Origin of the sequence: Streptomyces sp. 71268 (genome assembly GCF_029392895.1) — a bacterium.
Taxonomy (GTDB): domain Bacteria; phylum Actinomycetota; class Actinomycetes; order Streptomycetales; family Streptomycetaceae; genus Streptomyces.
Genome location: NZ_CP114200.1, coordinates 6,649,023 through 6,664,995 on the forward strand (window position 1 = coordinate 6,649,023; position 15,973 = coordinate 6,664,995).

17 protein-coding genes are annotated in these 15,973 nt (G+C 74.4%); 12 read left to right on the forward strand and 5 right to left on the reverse strand.

The window, feature by feature from the left end:
* The first annotated feature begins 58 nt into the window (after positions 1-58).
* Positions 59-766, forward strand: coding sequence for a hypothetical protein (locus OYE22_RS26475; RefSeq protein ID WP_277322729.1), 708 nt, complete (start codon positions 59-61; stop codon positions 764-766).
* Positions 767-1,020: 254 nt separating this feature from the next.
* Here the strand turns inward: OYE22_RS26475 and ybaK are convergent, their stop codons facing one another.
* From ybaK to OYE22_RS26490, 3 genes are all read right to left on the reverse strand, one after another.
* Positions 1,021-1,557, reverse strand: coding sequence for a Cys-tRNA(Pro) deacylase (ybaK, locus tag OYE22_RS26480; RefSeq protein ID WP_277322730.1), 537 nt, complete (start codon positions 1,555-1,557; stop codon positions 1,021-1,023).
* Positions 1,558-1,633: 76 nt separating this feature from the next.
* Positions 1,634-2,374, reverse strand: a complete 741-nt coding sequence (locus OYE22_RS26485) for an LON peptidase substrate-binding domain-containing protein (RefSeq protein WP_277322731.1) — start codon at positions 2,372-2,374, stop codon at positions 1,634-1,636.
* 139 nt (positions 2,375-2,513) lie between these two features.
* Positions 2,514-4,115, reverse strand: coding sequence for an oxidoreductase (locus OYE22_RS26490; RefSeq protein ID WP_277322732.1), 1,602 nt, complete (start codon positions 4,113-4,115; stop codon positions 2,514-2,516).
* 153 nt (positions 4,116-4,268) lie between these two features.
* On the opposite strand from OYE22_RS26490, the gene hisD reads away from it, so the two are divergent.
* The 8 genes from hisD to hisF all read left to right on the forward strand — a co-directional run bounded on the left by hisD (position 4,269) and on the right by hisF (position 10,286).
* Positions 4,269-5,597: a histidinol dehydrogenase gene (gene hisD / locus OYE22_RS26495; protein ID WP_277322733.1), complete on the forward strand. Its 1,329-nt coding sequence runs from the start codon at positions 4,269-4,271 to the stop codon at positions 5,595-5,597.
* On the forward strand, positions 5,594-6,736 hold the full coding sequence (locus OYE22_RS26500) for a histidinol-phosphate transaminase (RefSeq protein WP_277322734.1): 1,143 nt from the start codon (positions 5,594-5,596) through the stop codon (positions 6,734-6,736). Before hisD ends, OYE22_RS26500 begins: the two co-directional genes overlap by 4 nt.
* Complete coding sequence (hisB, locus tag OYE22_RS26505; RefSeq protein ID WP_277322735.1) at positions 6,736-7,329, forward strand: imidazoleglycerol-phosphate dehydratase HisB; 594 nt, start codon at positions 6,736-6,738, stop codon at positions 7,327-7,329. Before OYE22_RS26500 ends, hisB begins: the two co-directional genes overlap by 1 nt.
* Before the next feature lie 70 nt (positions 7,330-7,399).
* Positions 7,400-7,564 (forward strand): hypothetical protein, encoded by a 165-nt coding sequence (locus OYE22_RS26510; protein WP_277322736.1) that lies wholly within the window; start codon positions 7,400-7,402, stop codon positions 7,562-7,564.
* Positions 7,564-8,208 carry an imidazole glycerol phosphate synthase subunit HisH gene (gene hisH, locus OYE22_RS26515; protein WP_277322737.1) on the forward strand — a complete coding sequence of 215 codons (645 nt, stop codon included), beginning with the start codon at positions 7,564-7,566 and terminating at the stop codon, positions 8,206-8,208. The genes OYE22_RS26510 and hisH overlap by 1 nt, the downstream gene beginning before the upstream one ends.
* Before the next feature lie 85 nt (positions 8,209-8,293).
* Positions 8,294-9,019 carry a bifunctional 1-(5-phosphoribosyl)-5-((5-phosphoribosylamino)methylideneamino)imidazole-4-carboxamide isomerase/phosphoribosylanthranilate isomerase PriA gene (gene priA, locus OYE22_RS26520; protein ID WP_277322738.1) on the forward strand — a complete coding sequence of 242 codons (726 nt, stop codon included), beginning with the start codon at positions 8,294-8,296 and terminating at the stop codon, positions 9,017-9,019.
* On the forward strand, positions 9,016-9,519 hold the full coding sequence (locus tag OYE22_RS26525) for a RidA family protein (RefSeq protein ID WP_277322739.1): 504 nt from the start codon (positions 9,016-9,018) through the stop codon (positions 9,517-9,519). The genes priA and OYE22_RS26525 overlap by 4 nt, the downstream gene beginning before the upstream one ends.
* Entirely contained in the window at positions 9,516-10,286 is a 771-nt protein-coding gene (hisF, locus tag OYE22_RS26530; RefSeq protein ID WP_277322740.1) for an imidazole glycerol phosphate synthase subunit HisF, read from the forward strand. Before OYE22_RS26525 ends, hisF begins: the two co-directional genes overlap by 4 nt.
* 368 nt (positions 10,287-10,654) lie before the next feature.
* Here hisF and OYE22_RS26535 read toward each other — a convergent pair whose 3' ends face one another.
* The gene (locus tag OYE22_RS26535) at positions 10,655-11,287 is read right to left on the reverse strand and encodes a TIGR03085 family metal-binding protein (RefSeq protein ID WP_277322741.1); all 633 of its coding nucleotides are present in this window, start codon (positions 11,285-11,287) and stop codon (positions 10,655-10,657) included.
* A gap of 139 nt (positions 11,288-11,426) precedes the next feature.
* The gene (locus OYE22_RS26540) at positions 11,427-12,167 is read right to left on the reverse strand and encodes a hypothetical protein (protein ID WP_277322742.1); all 741 of its coding nucleotides are present in this window, start codon (positions 12,165-12,167) and stop codon (positions 11,427-11,429) included.
* 531 nt (positions 12,168-12,698) lie between these two features.
* Here OYE22_RS26540 and hisI point away from each other — a divergent pair.
* The 3 genes from hisI to OYE22_RS26555 all read left to right on the forward strand — a co-directional run bounded on the left by hisI (position 12,699) and on the right by OYE22_RS26555 (position 15,685).
* The gene (hisI, locus tag OYE22_RS26545) at positions 12,699-13,100 is read left to right on the forward strand and encodes a phosphoribosyl-AMP cyclohydrolase (RefSeq protein ID WP_277322743.1); all 402 of its coding nucleotides are present in this window, start codon (positions 12,699-12,701) and stop codon (positions 13,098-13,100) included.
* A 207-nt stretch (positions 13,101-13,307) separates the two neighbouring features.
* Positions 13,308-14,891 (forward strand): anthranilate synthase component I, encoded by a 1,584-nt coding sequence (locus OYE22_RS26550; protein ID WP_277322744.1) that lies wholly within the window; start codon positions 13,308-13,310, stop codon positions 14,889-14,891.
* A 116-nt stretch (positions 14,892-15,007) separates the two neighbouring features.
* Complete coding sequence (locus tag OYE22_RS26555; RefSeq protein WP_277322745.1) at positions 15,008-15,685, forward strand: TIGR02234 family membrane protein; 678 nt, start codon at positions 15,008-15,010, stop codon at positions 15,683-15,685.
* The last annotated feature ends 288 nt before the right edge of the window (positions 15,686-15,973 follow it).

Here is a 15,973-nt window from a genome sequence, read left to right on the forward strand (position 1 = left end):
CGGGCCCAGCACGCCGCCTGCCGCCGCACACCCCCCACCCACCTGGCACGATGACGGAGTGACCGCACCGTTGACACCCTCGGACCAACCCTCTGAACACCCCGCGTCGGGCTCCGACGCGGGGTCCCACCCGGCGTACCCGACCCCCGCCCACGGCGCGCACGGCGCCGGGCGGCACGGCACGGGACCCGGCCCGCGCGCCGAGCTGCGGGACGCGGCCGTGATCACCGGTGCCCTCACCGCCGCCGGGGCGCTGCTCGGGGTGTTGTGGGTGTGGCTGGCGCCGCGCGTGCAGATGGTCCTCATCGGCAACGCGGTCTACCCCAGGAACTCCGAGAGCGAGGAGGCGATCGGCGCCGACGGCACCTTCGTGCTGATCGGCCTGGGCGCGGGCGTGGTGACGGCGGCGGTCGTCTTCTGCTTCCGCCGCGCGGCCGGCGTGCCGGTGGTGCTCGCCCTGGCCGTCGGCGGTCTGCTCGGCTCGTGGCTCGGCTGGCGGTTCGGGGTCTTCCTCGGCCCCGACACGGACATCGCCGCCAGCGCGCGCGAGGCCGGCGAGCGGGTGACCTTCGACGGCCCGCTGGAGCTGGGCGCCAAGGGGGCGCTGTTGGCCTGGCCGGTGGCCGCGATGGTCACCCAGCTCGTCCTCACCGGCCTGTTCGGCCCCCGCGACCCCGAGCCCGACGACCTGCCGTACGCCACGGGCCAGCCCGCCGCCCCGCACCAGCCGCCCCGCGACGCGGGCCCGGCCACGGAGGGCTCCTAGCGCCAGGGGGCGCGCACGCGACCAGGGGCGGTCCCGGCAGGCCGGGGCCGTCCCTGGCGCGTGGTGCGGTCAGGCCGGGCGGCGGCCGTGGTTCGCCTTGGTCTTCCGTAGCCGCCAGCGGCGCTTGCGGGTGCGCTTGGACATGAGCGACCTCCCGGGTGCGGGGCGCGCGAACAGCGGCCCGTACCGCCTGTCGTAGCGCGGGCGCCGGCCGCCGTCCAGGGGGTCCGTCCGGGGGCGTGCGCGGCCGGGGCTCAGGCGCGGGCGATCGGGGCCAGCACCGCGTCGGTCAGGGCCACGAGGTCGGTGGGGGAGAGTTCGACCTCAAGGCCGCGTCGGCCCGCCGACACGCACACCGTGGCGTGCTCGGCGGCGGAGGCGTCGACGGCCGTCCGCAGCCGCCGGCGCTGGCCCAGCGGCGAGATGCCGCCGCGCACGTACCCGGTGGCCCGTTCGGCGGCGGCCGGGTCGGCCATCGCGGCCCGCTTGCCGCCCACCGCGGCGGCCAGCGCCTTGAGGTCGAGCGAGCCGGAGACCGGCACGACGGCCACGGTCAGCGCGCCGTCCACGTCCGCGACCAGCGTCTTGAAGACCTGTTCCGGCGCGAGACCGAGGGCGCGGGCCGCCTCTTCGCCGTACGAGGTGTAGGCGGGGTCGTTCGGGTCGTGTACGTACGAGTGCAGGGTGAACTCGACGCCGGCGTCGGTGAGGGCGACGGTGGCCGGGGTGCCACCGGACGGCTGTTTCCTCGCCTTCGCCGCCTTCGTACCGGGTTGCGACTTCTTTCCCACGAGGGCGCTCTCCCGCTGGGTCGGGGCGTTCGGTCGCCGTACGGGCCCGCTCGGCCGGCCCGTGTCCGCGTGGAGGTCAGTTGGGGCTGGTGGGGCGCCGGGTCAGGTCGACCATGGGCAGGGAGGGGAGCTTACCGATCACCGCGGCCTCGGCGCGCAGCAGTTTCAGCTCCTCCGCCAGCCGGCTGGCCGTGTCCGGGGCCTGCAGCAGCCGCTGCTTGGCCGGCACGTCGAGCACCGCGGCGGCGGCCACCAGGTAGGAGAGCACCGACGGCTCGTCCGGCAGGTCCTGGGAGGTGGCGACCGAGCGCTCACGCGCCCCGGCGAGCCGCTTCTGGTACGTGCGGAACGCCCGGATGACCCCGGAGGCCAGCGCGCCGGCGCCGTCGCCCGCGCTCTCCTCCAACGGCTCGACCTCGGCCGTCAGATACGGGCCCGAGGCGTCCACGGACAGCAGCTTGAAGCGGGTGGTGCCGGTGGCGACGGCCTCGTAGGTGCCGTCCTCCTGCTCGCGGATGGTGGCCGCGTCCGCGATACAGCCCACCGTGTGCAGGGCGCGCATCGGGTCGTCGCCGAACCCGGCCGCGGCCCCCAGCTCCGGCTCGGCGGTCGGGTCGGGGAGGCCGGGGGCCGTCGGCGCGACCTCCCGGCCGTCGCGGATGGCGACGACGGCGAAGTTGCGCGGCTCGTCCGACGGCAGGGCCGCGAGGTCGCGCATCAGGGCGCGGTAGCGCTGCTCGAAGACGTTGAGCGGCAGCACGAGCCCGGGAAACAGCACGGTGTTCAACGGGAAGAGCGGCAGGCGGGCGGCAGTCACGACGGGTAAGCCTAATGGCCCGCCCCGGCTGTGCCGATCGCGGCGTGACACGGCGGGCTCGAACGCCCCCGGGCGGGGCCCGTCACAGGGGGCGCGCACCGCCGCGCGCCGGGGCGCCGGGAACCCGGTGCGCGGCCGGTCAGTTGCGGCGCAGCAGGCGCGAGGCGCCGGCCGCGACCGTCGTGGCCAGCACCCAGCCGAGGAGGACGAGCACGGCCGTCACCCACTGCGCCGTACCGTTCGGCGTCCAGAAGTTGGCCTGGCCGAGGTCGATCACCGGTAACAACACGTCCAGCGTGTACAGCGCCGCGTTCCACTCCGGACCCTCGCCCTCCTTGATCGGCTCGGGCTGGTGGCGGGCGAAGAAGACCGCGCCGACCGCCCACAGCAGCGCGATCCACACCGCCGCCCGGCCCGGCCGGTAGCCGTAGGCCACCATCCAGTCCTGGAGGTAGCCCCACGCCTTGCCGGCCAGCGGCAGCGTCTCGCGGCGGCGGCGCTGCTTGGCGAGCAGCACCTCGCGGGCGAACTCCTCCTCGCCGCTGTCCCGCAGGGCGGTGGCCAGCATCTCGTACGGCTCCGGCGCGTACTCCGGGGTGGCCGCCGCCACCCACTCAAGGCGCCGGGGGAGCGGGAAGTGGCCACGCGGGATCAGCGACTCGTAGCCGAACCCCGCCATCGCCAGGCCACCGGGCCCCGGCCAGCTCGTGGACTTGTCGACCAGGTTGACCACCTTCGCGCCGGACAGCACGACCCGCCCGCTCTGCTGCCGCTCGCACAGGAACCGCAGCTCGGGCGTCTGCACCCGGCGCATCGACAGCTCCTGGTTGCTGGCCATGGTGAAGCGCGCCTGGTCGAGGTCGACGGCGTCGCCGAACCGGCCGTCGTCCAGGCGCACCCCGCCCTCGCACTCGAAGCGCTGCGTGCGCGGGCCCCCGGCCGGCGGCAGCGTCGTGCCGTACGGCGGGGTGGTGCCCGTCGAGAACGGGGAGCCGGTGACCCCCGCGGGCGTCAGGTACAGCGTGCGCTCCACGCTGAGCTGCGGGGCGTTGAGCGCGCGGCGGCCGTACGGGTTGCGCAGCTTGCTGCCGCGCAGGCTGAGCGAGACCCCGATCTGCGCGCCGCGCATGGTCAGCTCGCCGTAGGACTCGATCAGTTCGGCCTGGAAGTCCTGGGCGACGTTGAGGCCGTCCGCGGTGATCGACCGGCCGAACCGGTCCTTGCGCACCACGAGCTGGTTGAGCAGCAGGTCGGTGCCTATCTGCGCGTCGGTCAACCGGATGCCTCGGTCCACCGTGCAGCCCGGCAGGTGCAGGTCGCCCTCGGTGTGCAGCCGGGCGGCCTCGATGCGGGGGATGGCGCAGCCGACGAGCCGCAGCGTGGTGAACCGGCTCTCCGGCAGCAGGATCTCCTGTTCGAAGCGGCAGTTGCGCAGCTCCACGAAGGGGGCGATGGTGCCGCCGGACAGCTCCAGGGTGCCGGTGACGTACGCGCCGTTGAGCTTGAGCGCGGCGACCCGGCCCGGCTGCGCCGGCGGCGGCTCGAGCAGCAGCAACGCCAGCACCCGGGCCCGCACGCTGCGCTCGGGGCCCCAGGCGTGCGGGCCGGTCGGGTCGTTGCGGTGCTGGTTGGGGGAGCGCAGGTCGAAGGTGCTGCCGGTGCGGAACGCCTGCCACATGCCCCACTCGGCGGGAGTCAGGCCCAGCCCGTCGGGCGGGTCTCCCTCGTGTGGTTCCGTCACCGCTGCCGCTCCTTCCGCGCCCGTACGTGTGTACGGGTCCCATGCCCGTTCCGTGACCGGTTGAACACCACAGGTCAGGGCCAACCTAGGGGCGCGTATCAGCGTTTGGTACGCCGCGACGGCGCTCGGGACACGTCTGAGACAATTGACCGCGTGATCTCCCGAATCGATCTGCGCGGCGCCGCCCTTCCCGAGGGCGCCGCCCTGCGCGCGTTGCTGCCCCGAGCCGACTTCGACGTGTCGGCCGCCCTGGAGAAGGTGCGGCCCCTGTGTGAAGACGTGCTCCATCGCGGCGACGCGGCGCTGATCGAGCTGGCGGAGCGCTTCGACGGCGTGCGCCTGGAGCGGGTCCGGGTGCCCGAGGAGGCGCTCGACCAGGCCCTGGCCGACCTCGACCCGAAGGTGCGCGCGGCCCTGGAGGAGTCCATCCGACGGGCCCGCCTGGTCCACCGCGAACAGCGCCGCGCGCCGCACCGCGTGCAGGTCGTGCCCGGCGGCAGCGTCACCGAGAAGTGGGTGCCGGTCGAGCGGGTCGGCCTGTACGCGCCCGGTGGCCGCTCCGTCTACCCGTCCTCCGTGATCATGAACGCGGTCCCGGCGCAGGAGGCCGGCGTCGCCTCCATCGCGCTGGCCTCGCCGCCCCAGGCGGGGTTCGGCGGCCTGCCGCACCCGACGATCCTCGCCGCCTGCGCGCTGCTCGGCGTGCGCGAGGTGTACGCGGCCGGCGGCGCCCAGGCCGTCGCCATGTTCGCCCACGGCACGCGGTCCTGCGCCCCCGCGAACATGGTCACCGGCCCCGGCAACATCTGGGTCGCCGCCGCCAAGCGCTACTTCACCGGCCGGATCGGCATCGACACCGAGGCCGGCCCCACCGAGATCGCGATCCTCGCGGACGACAGTGCCGACGCCGAGCACGTCGCCGCCGACCTGATCAGCCAGGCCGAGCACGACCCGCTCGCCGCCGCCGTGCTGGTCACCGACTCCGCCGAGCTGGCCGACGCGGTCGACAAGGAGCTGGCCACCCAGGTCGCGGCCAGCAAGCACGTCGAGGACCGGATCGCGCCGGCGCTGGCCGGCCGACAGTCCGCGATCGTCCTGGTGGACGGCGTCGAGGAGGGGCTGCGGGTCGTCGACGCGTACGGCGCCGAGCACCTGGAGATCCAGACCCGGGACGCCGCCGCCCTCGCCGAGCGGGTGCGCAACGCCGGGGCGATCTTCGTCGGCCCGTACGCGCCCGTCTCGCTTGGCGACTACTGCGCCGGCTCCAACCACGTGCTGCCCACCGGCGGCTGTGCCTGCCACTCGTCGGGCCTGTCCGTCCAGTCCTTCCTGCGCGGCATCCACATCGTGGACTACACGCGGGACGCGCTCGCCGACGTCGCCCGCCACGTGGTGACCCTCGCCGAGGCCGAGGACCTGCCGGCACACGGCGCGGCGATCAAGGCCAGGTTCGGCTGGAAGGTACCGGAGACCACCACGTGAGCGGCATCGACGACCTGCCCGTCCGGGACGAACTGCGCGGCAAGAGCCCCTACGGCGCGCCGCAGCTCGACGTCCCGGTGCGGCTGAACACCAACGAGAACCCCTACCCGCTGCCCGACGAGCTGGTGGCCGACATCGCCCGGCGCGTCGCCGAGGCCGCCCGGAACCTCAACCGCTACCCCGACCGGGACGCGGTCGAGCTGCGCACCGCCCTCGCCGCCTACCTGACCCGCACCGCGGGCCACCGGGTGGAGACGGCGGGCGTGTGGGCGGCCAACGGCTCCAACGAGATCCTCCAGCAGCTCCTGCAGACCTTCGGCGGGCCGGGCCGCACCGCGATCGGCTTCGACCCCTCGTACTCGATGCACGCCCTGATCGCGCGCGGCACCGGCACCGGCTGGGTCTCCGGGCCCAGGCGCGAGGACTTCACGATCGACGTGGCAGCGGCCACCGCCGAGATCGCCCGGCTGCGCCCGCACGTGGTCTTCGTCTGCTCGCCGAACAACCCGACCGGCACCGCCGTCGCCGCGGACACCGTGCTCGCCCTGTACGAGGCGGCGCAGGCCGCGCGCGAGCGGGGCGCCCTGGTGGTCGTCGACGAGGCGTACGGCGAGTTCAGCCACCAGCCCTCGCTGCTGCCGCTGATCGCCGGCCGGCCACGGCTGGTGCTCAGCCGCACCATGTCGAAGGCGTTCGGCGCGGCCGGGCTGCGCCTGGGCTACCTGGCGGCCGACCCGGCCGTGGTGGACGCCGTGCAGTTGGTGCGGCTGCCCTACCACCTGTCCGCCGTCACCCAGGCCACCGCGCTGGCCGCCCTCGACCACACCGATACGCTGCTCGGGTACGTCGAGCAGCTCAAGGCCGAGCGGGACCGGCTGGTGACCGAGCTGCGCGCCATCGGCTGCCCGGTCACGGACTCGGACGCCAACTTCGTGCTGTTCGGCATCCCCACGGCCCTCGCCGGCCGCTGGGGTGACCCGGCCGCCGACTCGCACGGCATGTGGCGGGCGATCCTCGACCACGGCGTGCTGGTGCGCGACAACGGCGTGCCGGGCTGGCTGCGGGTGAGCGCCGGGACACCGGCGGAGAACGACGCGTTCCTGGACGCGGTCCGGGCGGTACTGAAGGAGAACGAGTGATGACCCGCGTAGGACGCGTGGAGCGCGCCACCAAGGAGACCTCCGTCCTGGTCGAGATCGACCTCGACGGCACCGGGCGGACCGAGATCTCCACCGGGGTCGGCTTCTACGACCACATGCTCGACCAGCTCGGCCGGCACGGCCTCTTCGACCTCACCGTCAGGACCGAGGGCGACCTGCACATCGACACCCACCACACGATCGAGGACACCGCCCTCGCGCTGGGCGCCGCGTTCCGGCAGGCCCTCGGCGACAAGGTCGGCATCTACCGGTTCGGCAACTGCACGGTCCCCCTCGACGAGTCGCTGGCCCAGGTCACCGTGGACCTGTCGGGCCGCCCGTACCTTGTGCACACCGAGCCCGAGAACATCGCCCCGATGATCGGCAGCTACGACACGACGATGACCCGGCACATCCTGGAGTCCTTCGTCGCGCAGGCCCAGGTGGCGCTGCACGTCCACGTGCCGTACGGGCGCAACGCGCACCACATCGTCGAGTGCCAGTTCAAGGCGCTGGCCCGGGCGCTGCGGTACGCCAGCGAGCGCGACCCGCGCGCGGCCGGCATCCTGCCCTCCACCAAGGGCGCGCTGTGAGCCGCACGGCCGCCCCGTACCCGGCGCCGCCCGCCACGCGCCCCGCGCCGACCACCCCCGGAAGGAACCTGTGAACGGCCTCTCCACCGTCCTCATCGTCGTCGGGCTCTTCCTGCTCGGCGGCGTCATCTCCTTCGCCAAGCAGGGCATGCCCAAGGGCGTGATCGTGCTGCTCGGCATCAGCGCCGCGCTGTGCCTGGTCGCCGGCGTCCTGCGGATTGACGGGTTGTACTGATGAGTGGACGCAAGCCCTCGGTGGTCGTCTTCGACTACGGCTTCGGCAACGTGCGCTCCGCCGAGCGCGCGCTGGCCCATGTCGGGGCCGACGTGGAGATCACCAGCGACTACGACCGGGCCATGACGGCCGACGGCCTGCTGGTCCCCGGCGTGGGCGCGTTCGCCGCCTGCATGCGGGGGCTGCGGGCCGCCCGCGGCGACTGGATCGTCGGCCGCCGGCTCGCCGGCTCCCGGCCCGTGCTCGGCATCTGCGTCGGCATGCAGATCCTCTTCGAGCGCGGCATCGAGCACGGCGTGGAGACGGAGGGCCTGGACGAGTGGCCGGGTACGGTCGGGCCGCTTGAGGCTCCGGTCGTACCGCACATGGGCTGGAACACGGTCACCCCCGCCGAGGACTCCACGCTCTTCGCCGGCCTCGACGCGGACGCCCGGTTCTACTTCGTGCACTCCTACGCGGTACGGGAGTGGTCGCTGGAGGTCGCCAACCCCGCGATGCGCCCGCCCCAGGTCACCTGGGCCACGCACGGCGAGCCGTTCGTCGCGGCCGTCGAGAACGGCCCGCTGCGCGCCACCCAGTTCCACCCCGAGAAGTCCGGCGACGCCGGAGCACACCTGCTGACCAACTGGCTCGACACCCTCTAGGCGCCGCCCGGCGGCCCGTCGGGGCCGCCGACGGACGTCTTCGACCTTGTCTGTGCACGTCCCTGACCCGAAAGACTGACACCAGATGAGCAAGCTCGAACTCCTCCCCGCCGTCGACGTACGCGACGGCCAGGCCGTCCGCCTCGTGCACGGGGAGTCCGGCTCCGAGACCTCCTACGGCGACCCGCTGGCCGCGGCGCTGACCTGGCAGCGGGCGGGGGCCGAGTGGCTGCACCTGGTCGACCTCGACGCGGCGTTCGGCACCGGCGACAACCGGGAGCAGATCGCCGAGGTCACCCGGGCCATGGAGCTCAAGGTCGAACTGTCCGGCGGCATCCGCGACGACGCCTCGCTGGCCGCCGCGCTGGCCACCGGCTGCACCCGGGTCAACCTCGGCACCGCGGCCCTGGAGTCCCCGGAGTGGGTGGCCAAGGTCATCGCCGAGCACGGCGACCGCATCGCCGTCGGCCTCGACGTACGCGGCACCACGCTGCGCGGCCGGGGCTGGACCCGTGACGGTGGCGACCTGTTCACCACCCTGACCCGGCTGGACGCCGAGGGCTGCGCCCGCTACGTCGTCACCGACATCGCCAAGGACGGCACGCTCCAGGGCCCGAACCTGGGACTCCTGCGGGATGTGTGCGCCGCCACCGACCGGCCCGTCGTCGCCTCCGGCGGCGTCTCCTCCCTCGACGACCTGCGGGCGCTGGCCAGCCTGGTACCGGAGGGCGTCGAGGGGGCCATCGTCGGCAAGGCGCTCTACGCCGAGGCGTTCACCCTGGAAGAGGCGTTGGAGGCCGTGTCCGCATGACCACTCCCGAGCCCGCCCGGCACCAGGGCGCGATCGAACGGCACCAGGGCGACAGCCCCTGGGAAGAGACGATCGGCTTCGCGCGTGCCGTGGCGGCCGGGGACCGGGTCCTCGTCGCCGGGACGATGCCGCTGGTGGACGGCGTGCTCCAGGGCGAGGGCGACCCGTACGAGCAGACCCGGGCGGCCCTGGGCAACGCGCTGACCGCGCTGGCCGACTTCGGTCTGGACGCCACGTCCGTCCTGCGCACCCGCCTCTACCTCACCCACGCCCGCGACGTGGACGCCGTCGGCCGCGCCCACAAGGAGTTCTTCGACGCCGCGCGCCCGGCCACCACCCTGGTCGTGGTCTCCGGCTTCGTGGACTCGCGGGTGCTGGTCGAGGTGGAGCTCGAGGCGTTCCGCCCCGCCACGACGCCCCCGGCCGGCCCCGACGGCCCGGCCGGCACGACGCGAGCCCGTACCACGCAAGCCAGCACCACCGAAGGACGAACCCCATGACCCTCGCGGTCCGAGTCATCCCCTGCCTCGACGTGGACAACGGCCGCGTCGTCAAGGGCGTCAACTTCCAGAACCTGCGGGACGCGGGCGACCCGGTCGAACTGGCCAGGCTCTACGGCGAGCAGGGCGCCGACGAACTCACGTTCCTGGACATCACGGCCTCCTCCGGCGACCGCGAGACCACCTACGACGTGGTCCGCCGCACCGCCGAACAGGTCTTCATCCCGCTCACCGTCGGCGGCGGCGTCCGCACCCCCGACGACGTGGACAAGCTGCTGCGCGCGGGCGCCGACAAGGTCGGCGTCAACACCGCCGCGATCGCCCGCCCGGAGCTGGTCCGCGAGATCGCCGAGCGGTTCGGACGCCAGGTCCTGGTCCTGTCCGTGGACGCGCGCCGCTGCCCGGAGGGCACCGAGACCGACTCCGGCTACGAGGTCACCACCCACGGCGGACGCCGCGGCACCGGCCTGGACGCCGTCGCCTGGGCTCGCCAGGCGGCCGAACTCGGCGCCGGCGAGATCCTGTTGAACTCGATGGACGCCGACGGCACGAAGGACGGCTACGACACGGCGATGATCAAGGCCGTCCGCGCGGCGGTCAGCGTCCCCGTCATCGCCAGCGGCGGCGCCGGCAAGCTCACCGACTTCCCCCCGGCCATCGCGGCCGGCGCGGACGCGGTCCTGGCCGCCTCCGTCTTCCACTTCGGCGACCTGTCCATCGGCGAGGTGAAGACCACGCTGCGCGAGGCGGGCCACCCGGTGCGGTAGCGCGCCGGGGGCGCGCGGGGGCGGGCCCGACCTCCCGAGGTCGGGCCGTTCGCGTGGGCGGTCAGGCGTCGAAGTCGTATTCGACCAGTGCTGCGCTCGGAGCCCGCGTCCGTCGGGCGGGCCCGGAGCTGGTTCCGCGGACTCGCCGCACATGAGCGCATGACATACCCACTGCCTGACTGTGAAGTCATGCTCTCGGAACTGGTCACCAACGCCGTCAAGTACGGCAGCGCGGAAATGGCGCGTCCGGGTGGACTGGTATCGGGTGGGGGCGACCCTACGTGTCGCGGTGCACGGCTGCTGCGTGGCCCCGGCGCGGTGCGGCCAGCGCGTCACGCGGCGTGCGGCGGTACGGGTCGCCCCCCGACTCACAGCCCCAGCGACGCCTCCCGGGCGCGGGCTACCGCGTCCGTGTCGCCCTCCGTGGTCACGCGGGCCACCCGCTGGCGGCCGTAGAGGAAGAGAAGTGCCTCGCCGGGATCGGCGGTGACGGTCACGACCGGGGTGCCCTTGTGGGCGACGACCGTGCGGCCGTCGGGGGCGCGCACGACGAGGCCGACCGGACTCTTGCGGGCCAGTGCCCGTGCCGAGCGTTCGACGCGGCTCCACAGGGCGTCGGAGAAGACCGGGTCGAGCGAGCGCGGGGTCCAGTCGGGCTGGGCCCGGCGGACGTCCTCGGCGTGCACGTAGAACTCGACGACGTTGGCGGCCTCGTCCACCTGCTTGAGGGCGAACGGCGAGAGCCGGGGCGGGCCGGTGCGGATGAGCTGGAGCAACTCCTCGTACGGCTTCGCCGCGAACTCGTCCTGCACCCGTGCGAGCCGGGCCGCCAGGGGCTTGAGCACGATGCCCGCCGCGGCGTCACCCCGTCGCTCGCGCACCACCAGGTGGGCCGCCAGGTCGCGGGTGGTCCAGCCCTCGCACAGAGTGGGGGCCTGGGGACCCGCCGCCTCCAACAGGTCGGCGAGCAGCAGTCGTTCACGCTTCGCGTACGTAGACATACCGCCAGCCTACGGCCGGTGGCCACGCCCTGCCACGGCTGACGGGCCGAGTGGCGCGGCCGCGCCGTCGCTCGCGGGCGGCGCGGCCGTACCACCGTCTGTCACTGCGGCGCGGGCCCCTCCGCCGGCCCGCGGTGTGCTACTTCGGCAGCTTCTCCGTCAGCTTGGGGCCGTCCGGAGTGGAGCTGAGCGTCAGGGAGCAGGAGACCTGGTCCTGACCGCGGATGCTGTACGTCGGCTGCGACGGGTACAGCGCGTAGTAGTAGTACGTCTTGGTGGCCGGGATGGTCTTCATCCGGCTCTTGGCGGCGCTCTCGCACAGCGACAGGGCCTTGGTCTGGATCTCCTTCTCGGTGCTGAAGGTGCCCGTCAGCGTCGCGTTGGAGATCACCTCGCCGTCGTGCGGACCGCTGCACGAGCGCGTCTCGACCTTCTTCACGCTGGTGTCGAGCCCCGGGTGGTCGAAGCAGGTGCCCGGGCTGAGCACGACGTAGGGGACCAGGTCGCTGGGGGTCTGCGCCGGGTCGGTGGAGGGCTCGGCGCTGGGCGTGTCGGTGCCGCCACCGACCGGGGCGCCCTGGCCCGGGGAGCCGGACGGCTTGGGGATCTCGATGGACGGCATGCCGCTCGGGACCCGCGGGGCGGTGGCGCTGGGCTGCCCGCCGGTCGGCTTGTCCTTGGCCTTGTCGTCCTTGCTGTCGTCACCGCCGGTCGCGGCGACCACGATGCCCGCGACGACGGCGACCGCGAGCACCGAGACCACGGCTATGACCGCGGTCTTCGTGTTGTTGCGACGGGGCGGCGGGGGCGGGGGCGGCGGGTACGCGCCGTACCCACCGGGCGGCATCTGCCCGCCGGGCGGCATGGGGGGCCCGCCCATGGGCGGCGGGCCTCCGGGCTGGGCGGGTGGCCCGAAACCCTGCTGCGGCGGTCCGAAGCCGCCGTGGTTTCCTGGCTGATGAGGGTCGTTCGGCGGCGGAAATGTCATGGCGAAAGCATGCCGCATGCGCCGCCGCGCATCGCCATCGGGCCGGCCCGGGCGGCAGCCGATGCGCGGGATAGGCCCAGAGTGACACGCAGCGGGGCAACTCACCCCGGGGCCGGCGGGTAAGGGGCGAGCGCCGGGGACAACTGGGGCACCGGTGGCCGGAAGTCGACCGTCCGGTGGAGGTTCGTCCGGGGCTGATGTGGCTGAAACGTGGTCGTTCGTAGAGGGAAGTGTGCGCGCCGGGGCGTGGGTGTGCGGAAGCGGTGACGCGGGGGCGCGCACGCGGAGCCGGGGGGGCGGGGCCGCGCGGCTGTCCACGATGCGAGCGGCCGTGCGACCCCACCGGAGCCCCACGGCCCAGCGCGCCCCCCGGCCCGGTGAAACGCGCCCGCCCGGACCCCGTCCGCTGGGCATAATGGGCCCATGTCCAGCCCCGATTCCCCCTCCGGCGCCAGCGGCAGCGCCCCGGCCGACCGTGCCAGCGGCCTCGATCCCGCCATCGCGGGCCGGCTCAAGCGCAGCGCCGACGGCCTCGTGCCCGCCATCGCCCAGCAGTACGACACCGGCGAGGTGTTGATGCTCGGCTGGATGGACGACGAGGCCCTCCACCGCACGTTGACCACGGGTCGCTGCACCTACTGGAGCCGTAGCCGGCGGGAGTACTGGGTCAAGGGCGACACCTCGGGACACGTCCAGCACGTCAAGTCCGTGGCCCTGGACTGCGATGCCGACACCCTGCTGGTCAAGGTGGACCAGGTCGGCGCGGCCTGCCACACCGGCGACCGCACCTGCTTCGACGCGGGCGGCCTGCCGCTCGGGCAGTAGGCTCCGCTGCCGAAGCGACCACCGGCCTCCCGCGCGGACGCCGAACGGGACGCGGGCACCGACCAGCGCCCCGGCCACGGCGCCGAGGGCGAGGCCCGCGGCGGCCTCACCCCCCACGCGAGAGCGGGGCCGGTCCGGGCGAGACCCCGGGGCCGGCCGCGGACCACCAAGACAGTTGATGCGTACGACACGACGGGCGATGCGGGTATGACGGACGCGACGGGCACCATGGACCGCGAGACCTTCCGGAAGTTGGCGGCGGACCGCCGCGTCATCCCCGTCAGCCGCAGGCTGCTGGCGGACGGCGACACTCCGGTCGGCCTCTACCGCAAGCTGGCGGGCTTCCCCGACGAGGCCACCAGGGCGGGCTCCCCCGACGAGGCGGGCTGGGTCGGCCGGCCCGGCACCTTCCTCCTGGAGTCCGCGGAGAACGGCCGCTCCTGGTCCCGCTACTCCTTCATCGGCGTGCGCAGCGCCGCCACCCTCACCGAGCGCGACGGCCAGGCGCACTGGCTCGGCGCCCCGCCGGTAGGCGTGCCCACCGACGGCGACCCGCTGGCCGCCCTGCGCGCCACCGTGGAGGCCCTGCACACCCCACGCGACCTGGGCGGACTCACCCACCTGCCGCCGTTCACCGGCGGCATGGTCGGCTACCTCGGCTACGACATCGTGCGCCGGCTGGAGAAGATCGGCGACACCGGCCGGGACGACCTGCGCCTGCCCGAACTGACGATGCTGCTCACCTCGGACCTCGCCGTGCTCGACCACTGGGACGGCACGGTGCTCCTGATCGCCAACGCGATCAACCACAACGACCTGGCCACCGGCGTCGACGAGGCGTACGACGACGCGGTCGCCCGGCTCGACGCGATGACCGCCGACCTGGCCCGCTCGGTGCCCACCAGCCCCACCGTGCTGCCGGCCGCCGAACTGCCGGAGTTCACCGCGCTGTGGGGCGGCGAGGCGTACATGGACGTGGTGCGCGACATCAAGGAGCGCGTCCACGCCGGCGAGGCGTTCCAGGTGGTGCCCTCGCAGCGGTTCGAGACGCCCTGCCAGGCCAGCGCGCTCGACGTGTACCGGGTGCTGCGGGCCACCAACCCGAGCCCGTACATGTACCTCTTCCGCTTCCCCGACGCGAACGGCACCGGGGCCTTCGACGTCGTGGGCTCCAGCCCGGAGGCGCTGGTCAAGGTCGAGGACGGGCACGCGATGCTGCACCCGATCGCCGGGACCCGGCCGCGCGGGGCGACGCCACAGGAGGACGCCGCGCTCGCCGAGGAACTGCTGGCCGACCCCAAGGAGCGGGCCGAGCACCTGATGCTCGTCGACCTCGGGCGCAACGACCTGGGCCGGGTGTGCGAGCCGGGCAGCGTGGAGGTCGTGGACTTCATGTCGATCGAGCGCTACAGCCACGTCATGCACATCGTCTCCACCGTCACCGGCACCCTGGCGCCCGACCGCACCGCCTTCGACGTGCTCACCGCCTGCTTCCCCGCCGGCACCCTCTCCGGCGCGCCCAAGCCACGGGCCATGCAGATCATCGAGGAACTCGAACCCACCCGGCGCGGCCTGTACGGCGGCTGCGTCGGCTACCTCGACTTCGCCGGCGACTCGGACACCGCCATCGCCATCCGCACGGCCCTGCTCCGCGACGGCCGGGCCTACGTGCAGGCGGGCGCGGGCGTGGTCGCCGACTCCGATCCGGCGGCCGAGAACGCCGAGTGTCGCAACAAGGCGGCGGCCGTGCTGCGCGCCGTCAGCACGGCGGGCCGGCTGCGGCGGGCGTGAACGGGCCGGCCACCCCCGCCGCCCGCGCGGCCGCCACGGCGGCGCGGGCCGGGGTGAACGGGCCGGCCACCCCCCGCGCGACCTGCCGCACCACCCGGTGAGGGATAGTGGTAGGCGTGAGTACAGCCGCCGTACCCCAGCCCCGTAGCCAAGCCGAGGTCGCCGCGCGCGCCGGACGCGGTGCCGCCGCGGGCAGGCGCACCAAGCTCAGCCTCGCCGCCGGGCTGCTGTTCGCCGCGCTCGGCGCCGCCCTGGTGCTCCTCGCCTCCGGCCGCACCTGGGCCGAGGGGAACGCCGCCTTCGCCCAGGGCGACCTGCGCCGCACGGTCGACGGGCAGGACATCACCGGCCTGCCCGGGGCGCTGGCGATCGTCGGCCTCGCGGCCCTGGTCGCGGTGTTCGCGGTGCGCGGGCTCGGCCGGTACGCGGTCGCCGGCATCCTCGCCCTGTGCGGCGTCGGCACCGCCGTCGGTTCACTGCTGGCCCTGGACGACACCGCCGCCCTGGAGGCCAAGGCCGCCGAGACCACCGGCATCACCGACACCGCCATCCACGGCGTCACCTACACGCCCTGGCCCTGGGCGGCGTTCGCCGGCGGCGTGTTGATCTTCCTCGCCGGCCTCCTCGCGCTGGGCTACGGTCGCGCCTGGCCCGCCATGTCGGGCCGGTACGAGCGCGCCGGCGGCGACCGCCCGCGCCCGCGCCGCGGCCGGCCCGCGCCCGACCCCGACCGGCCCGAGGAACTGTGGAAGGCCCTGGACCGGGGCGAGGACCCGACCGGCCGCGAGAGCTGAGCCCGTAACCGCGAACGCCGGCCCGCACCCGGCCCGGCGGGGGTGCGGCGCTCGGTCGCGCCGGGCGCCGGCGACCCCGCGTGGCACCGGCCGCCGCGTGGGTGAGTGGGGCCGCGGGCCCCGGCCCGTACGCCGGCCTCCCACTCGGCCCACCCCAGACTGATCTCGCGGCAACGCGTCAGCGACAATGGACGCACGAGCCCCATGCCCCGATCCCGGGGGCATCTCCCCGTCAACCCCGCTCAGGCGGCCTCTGGTCGCCCGGCGCGGTCGGGGGGAGCGACACAA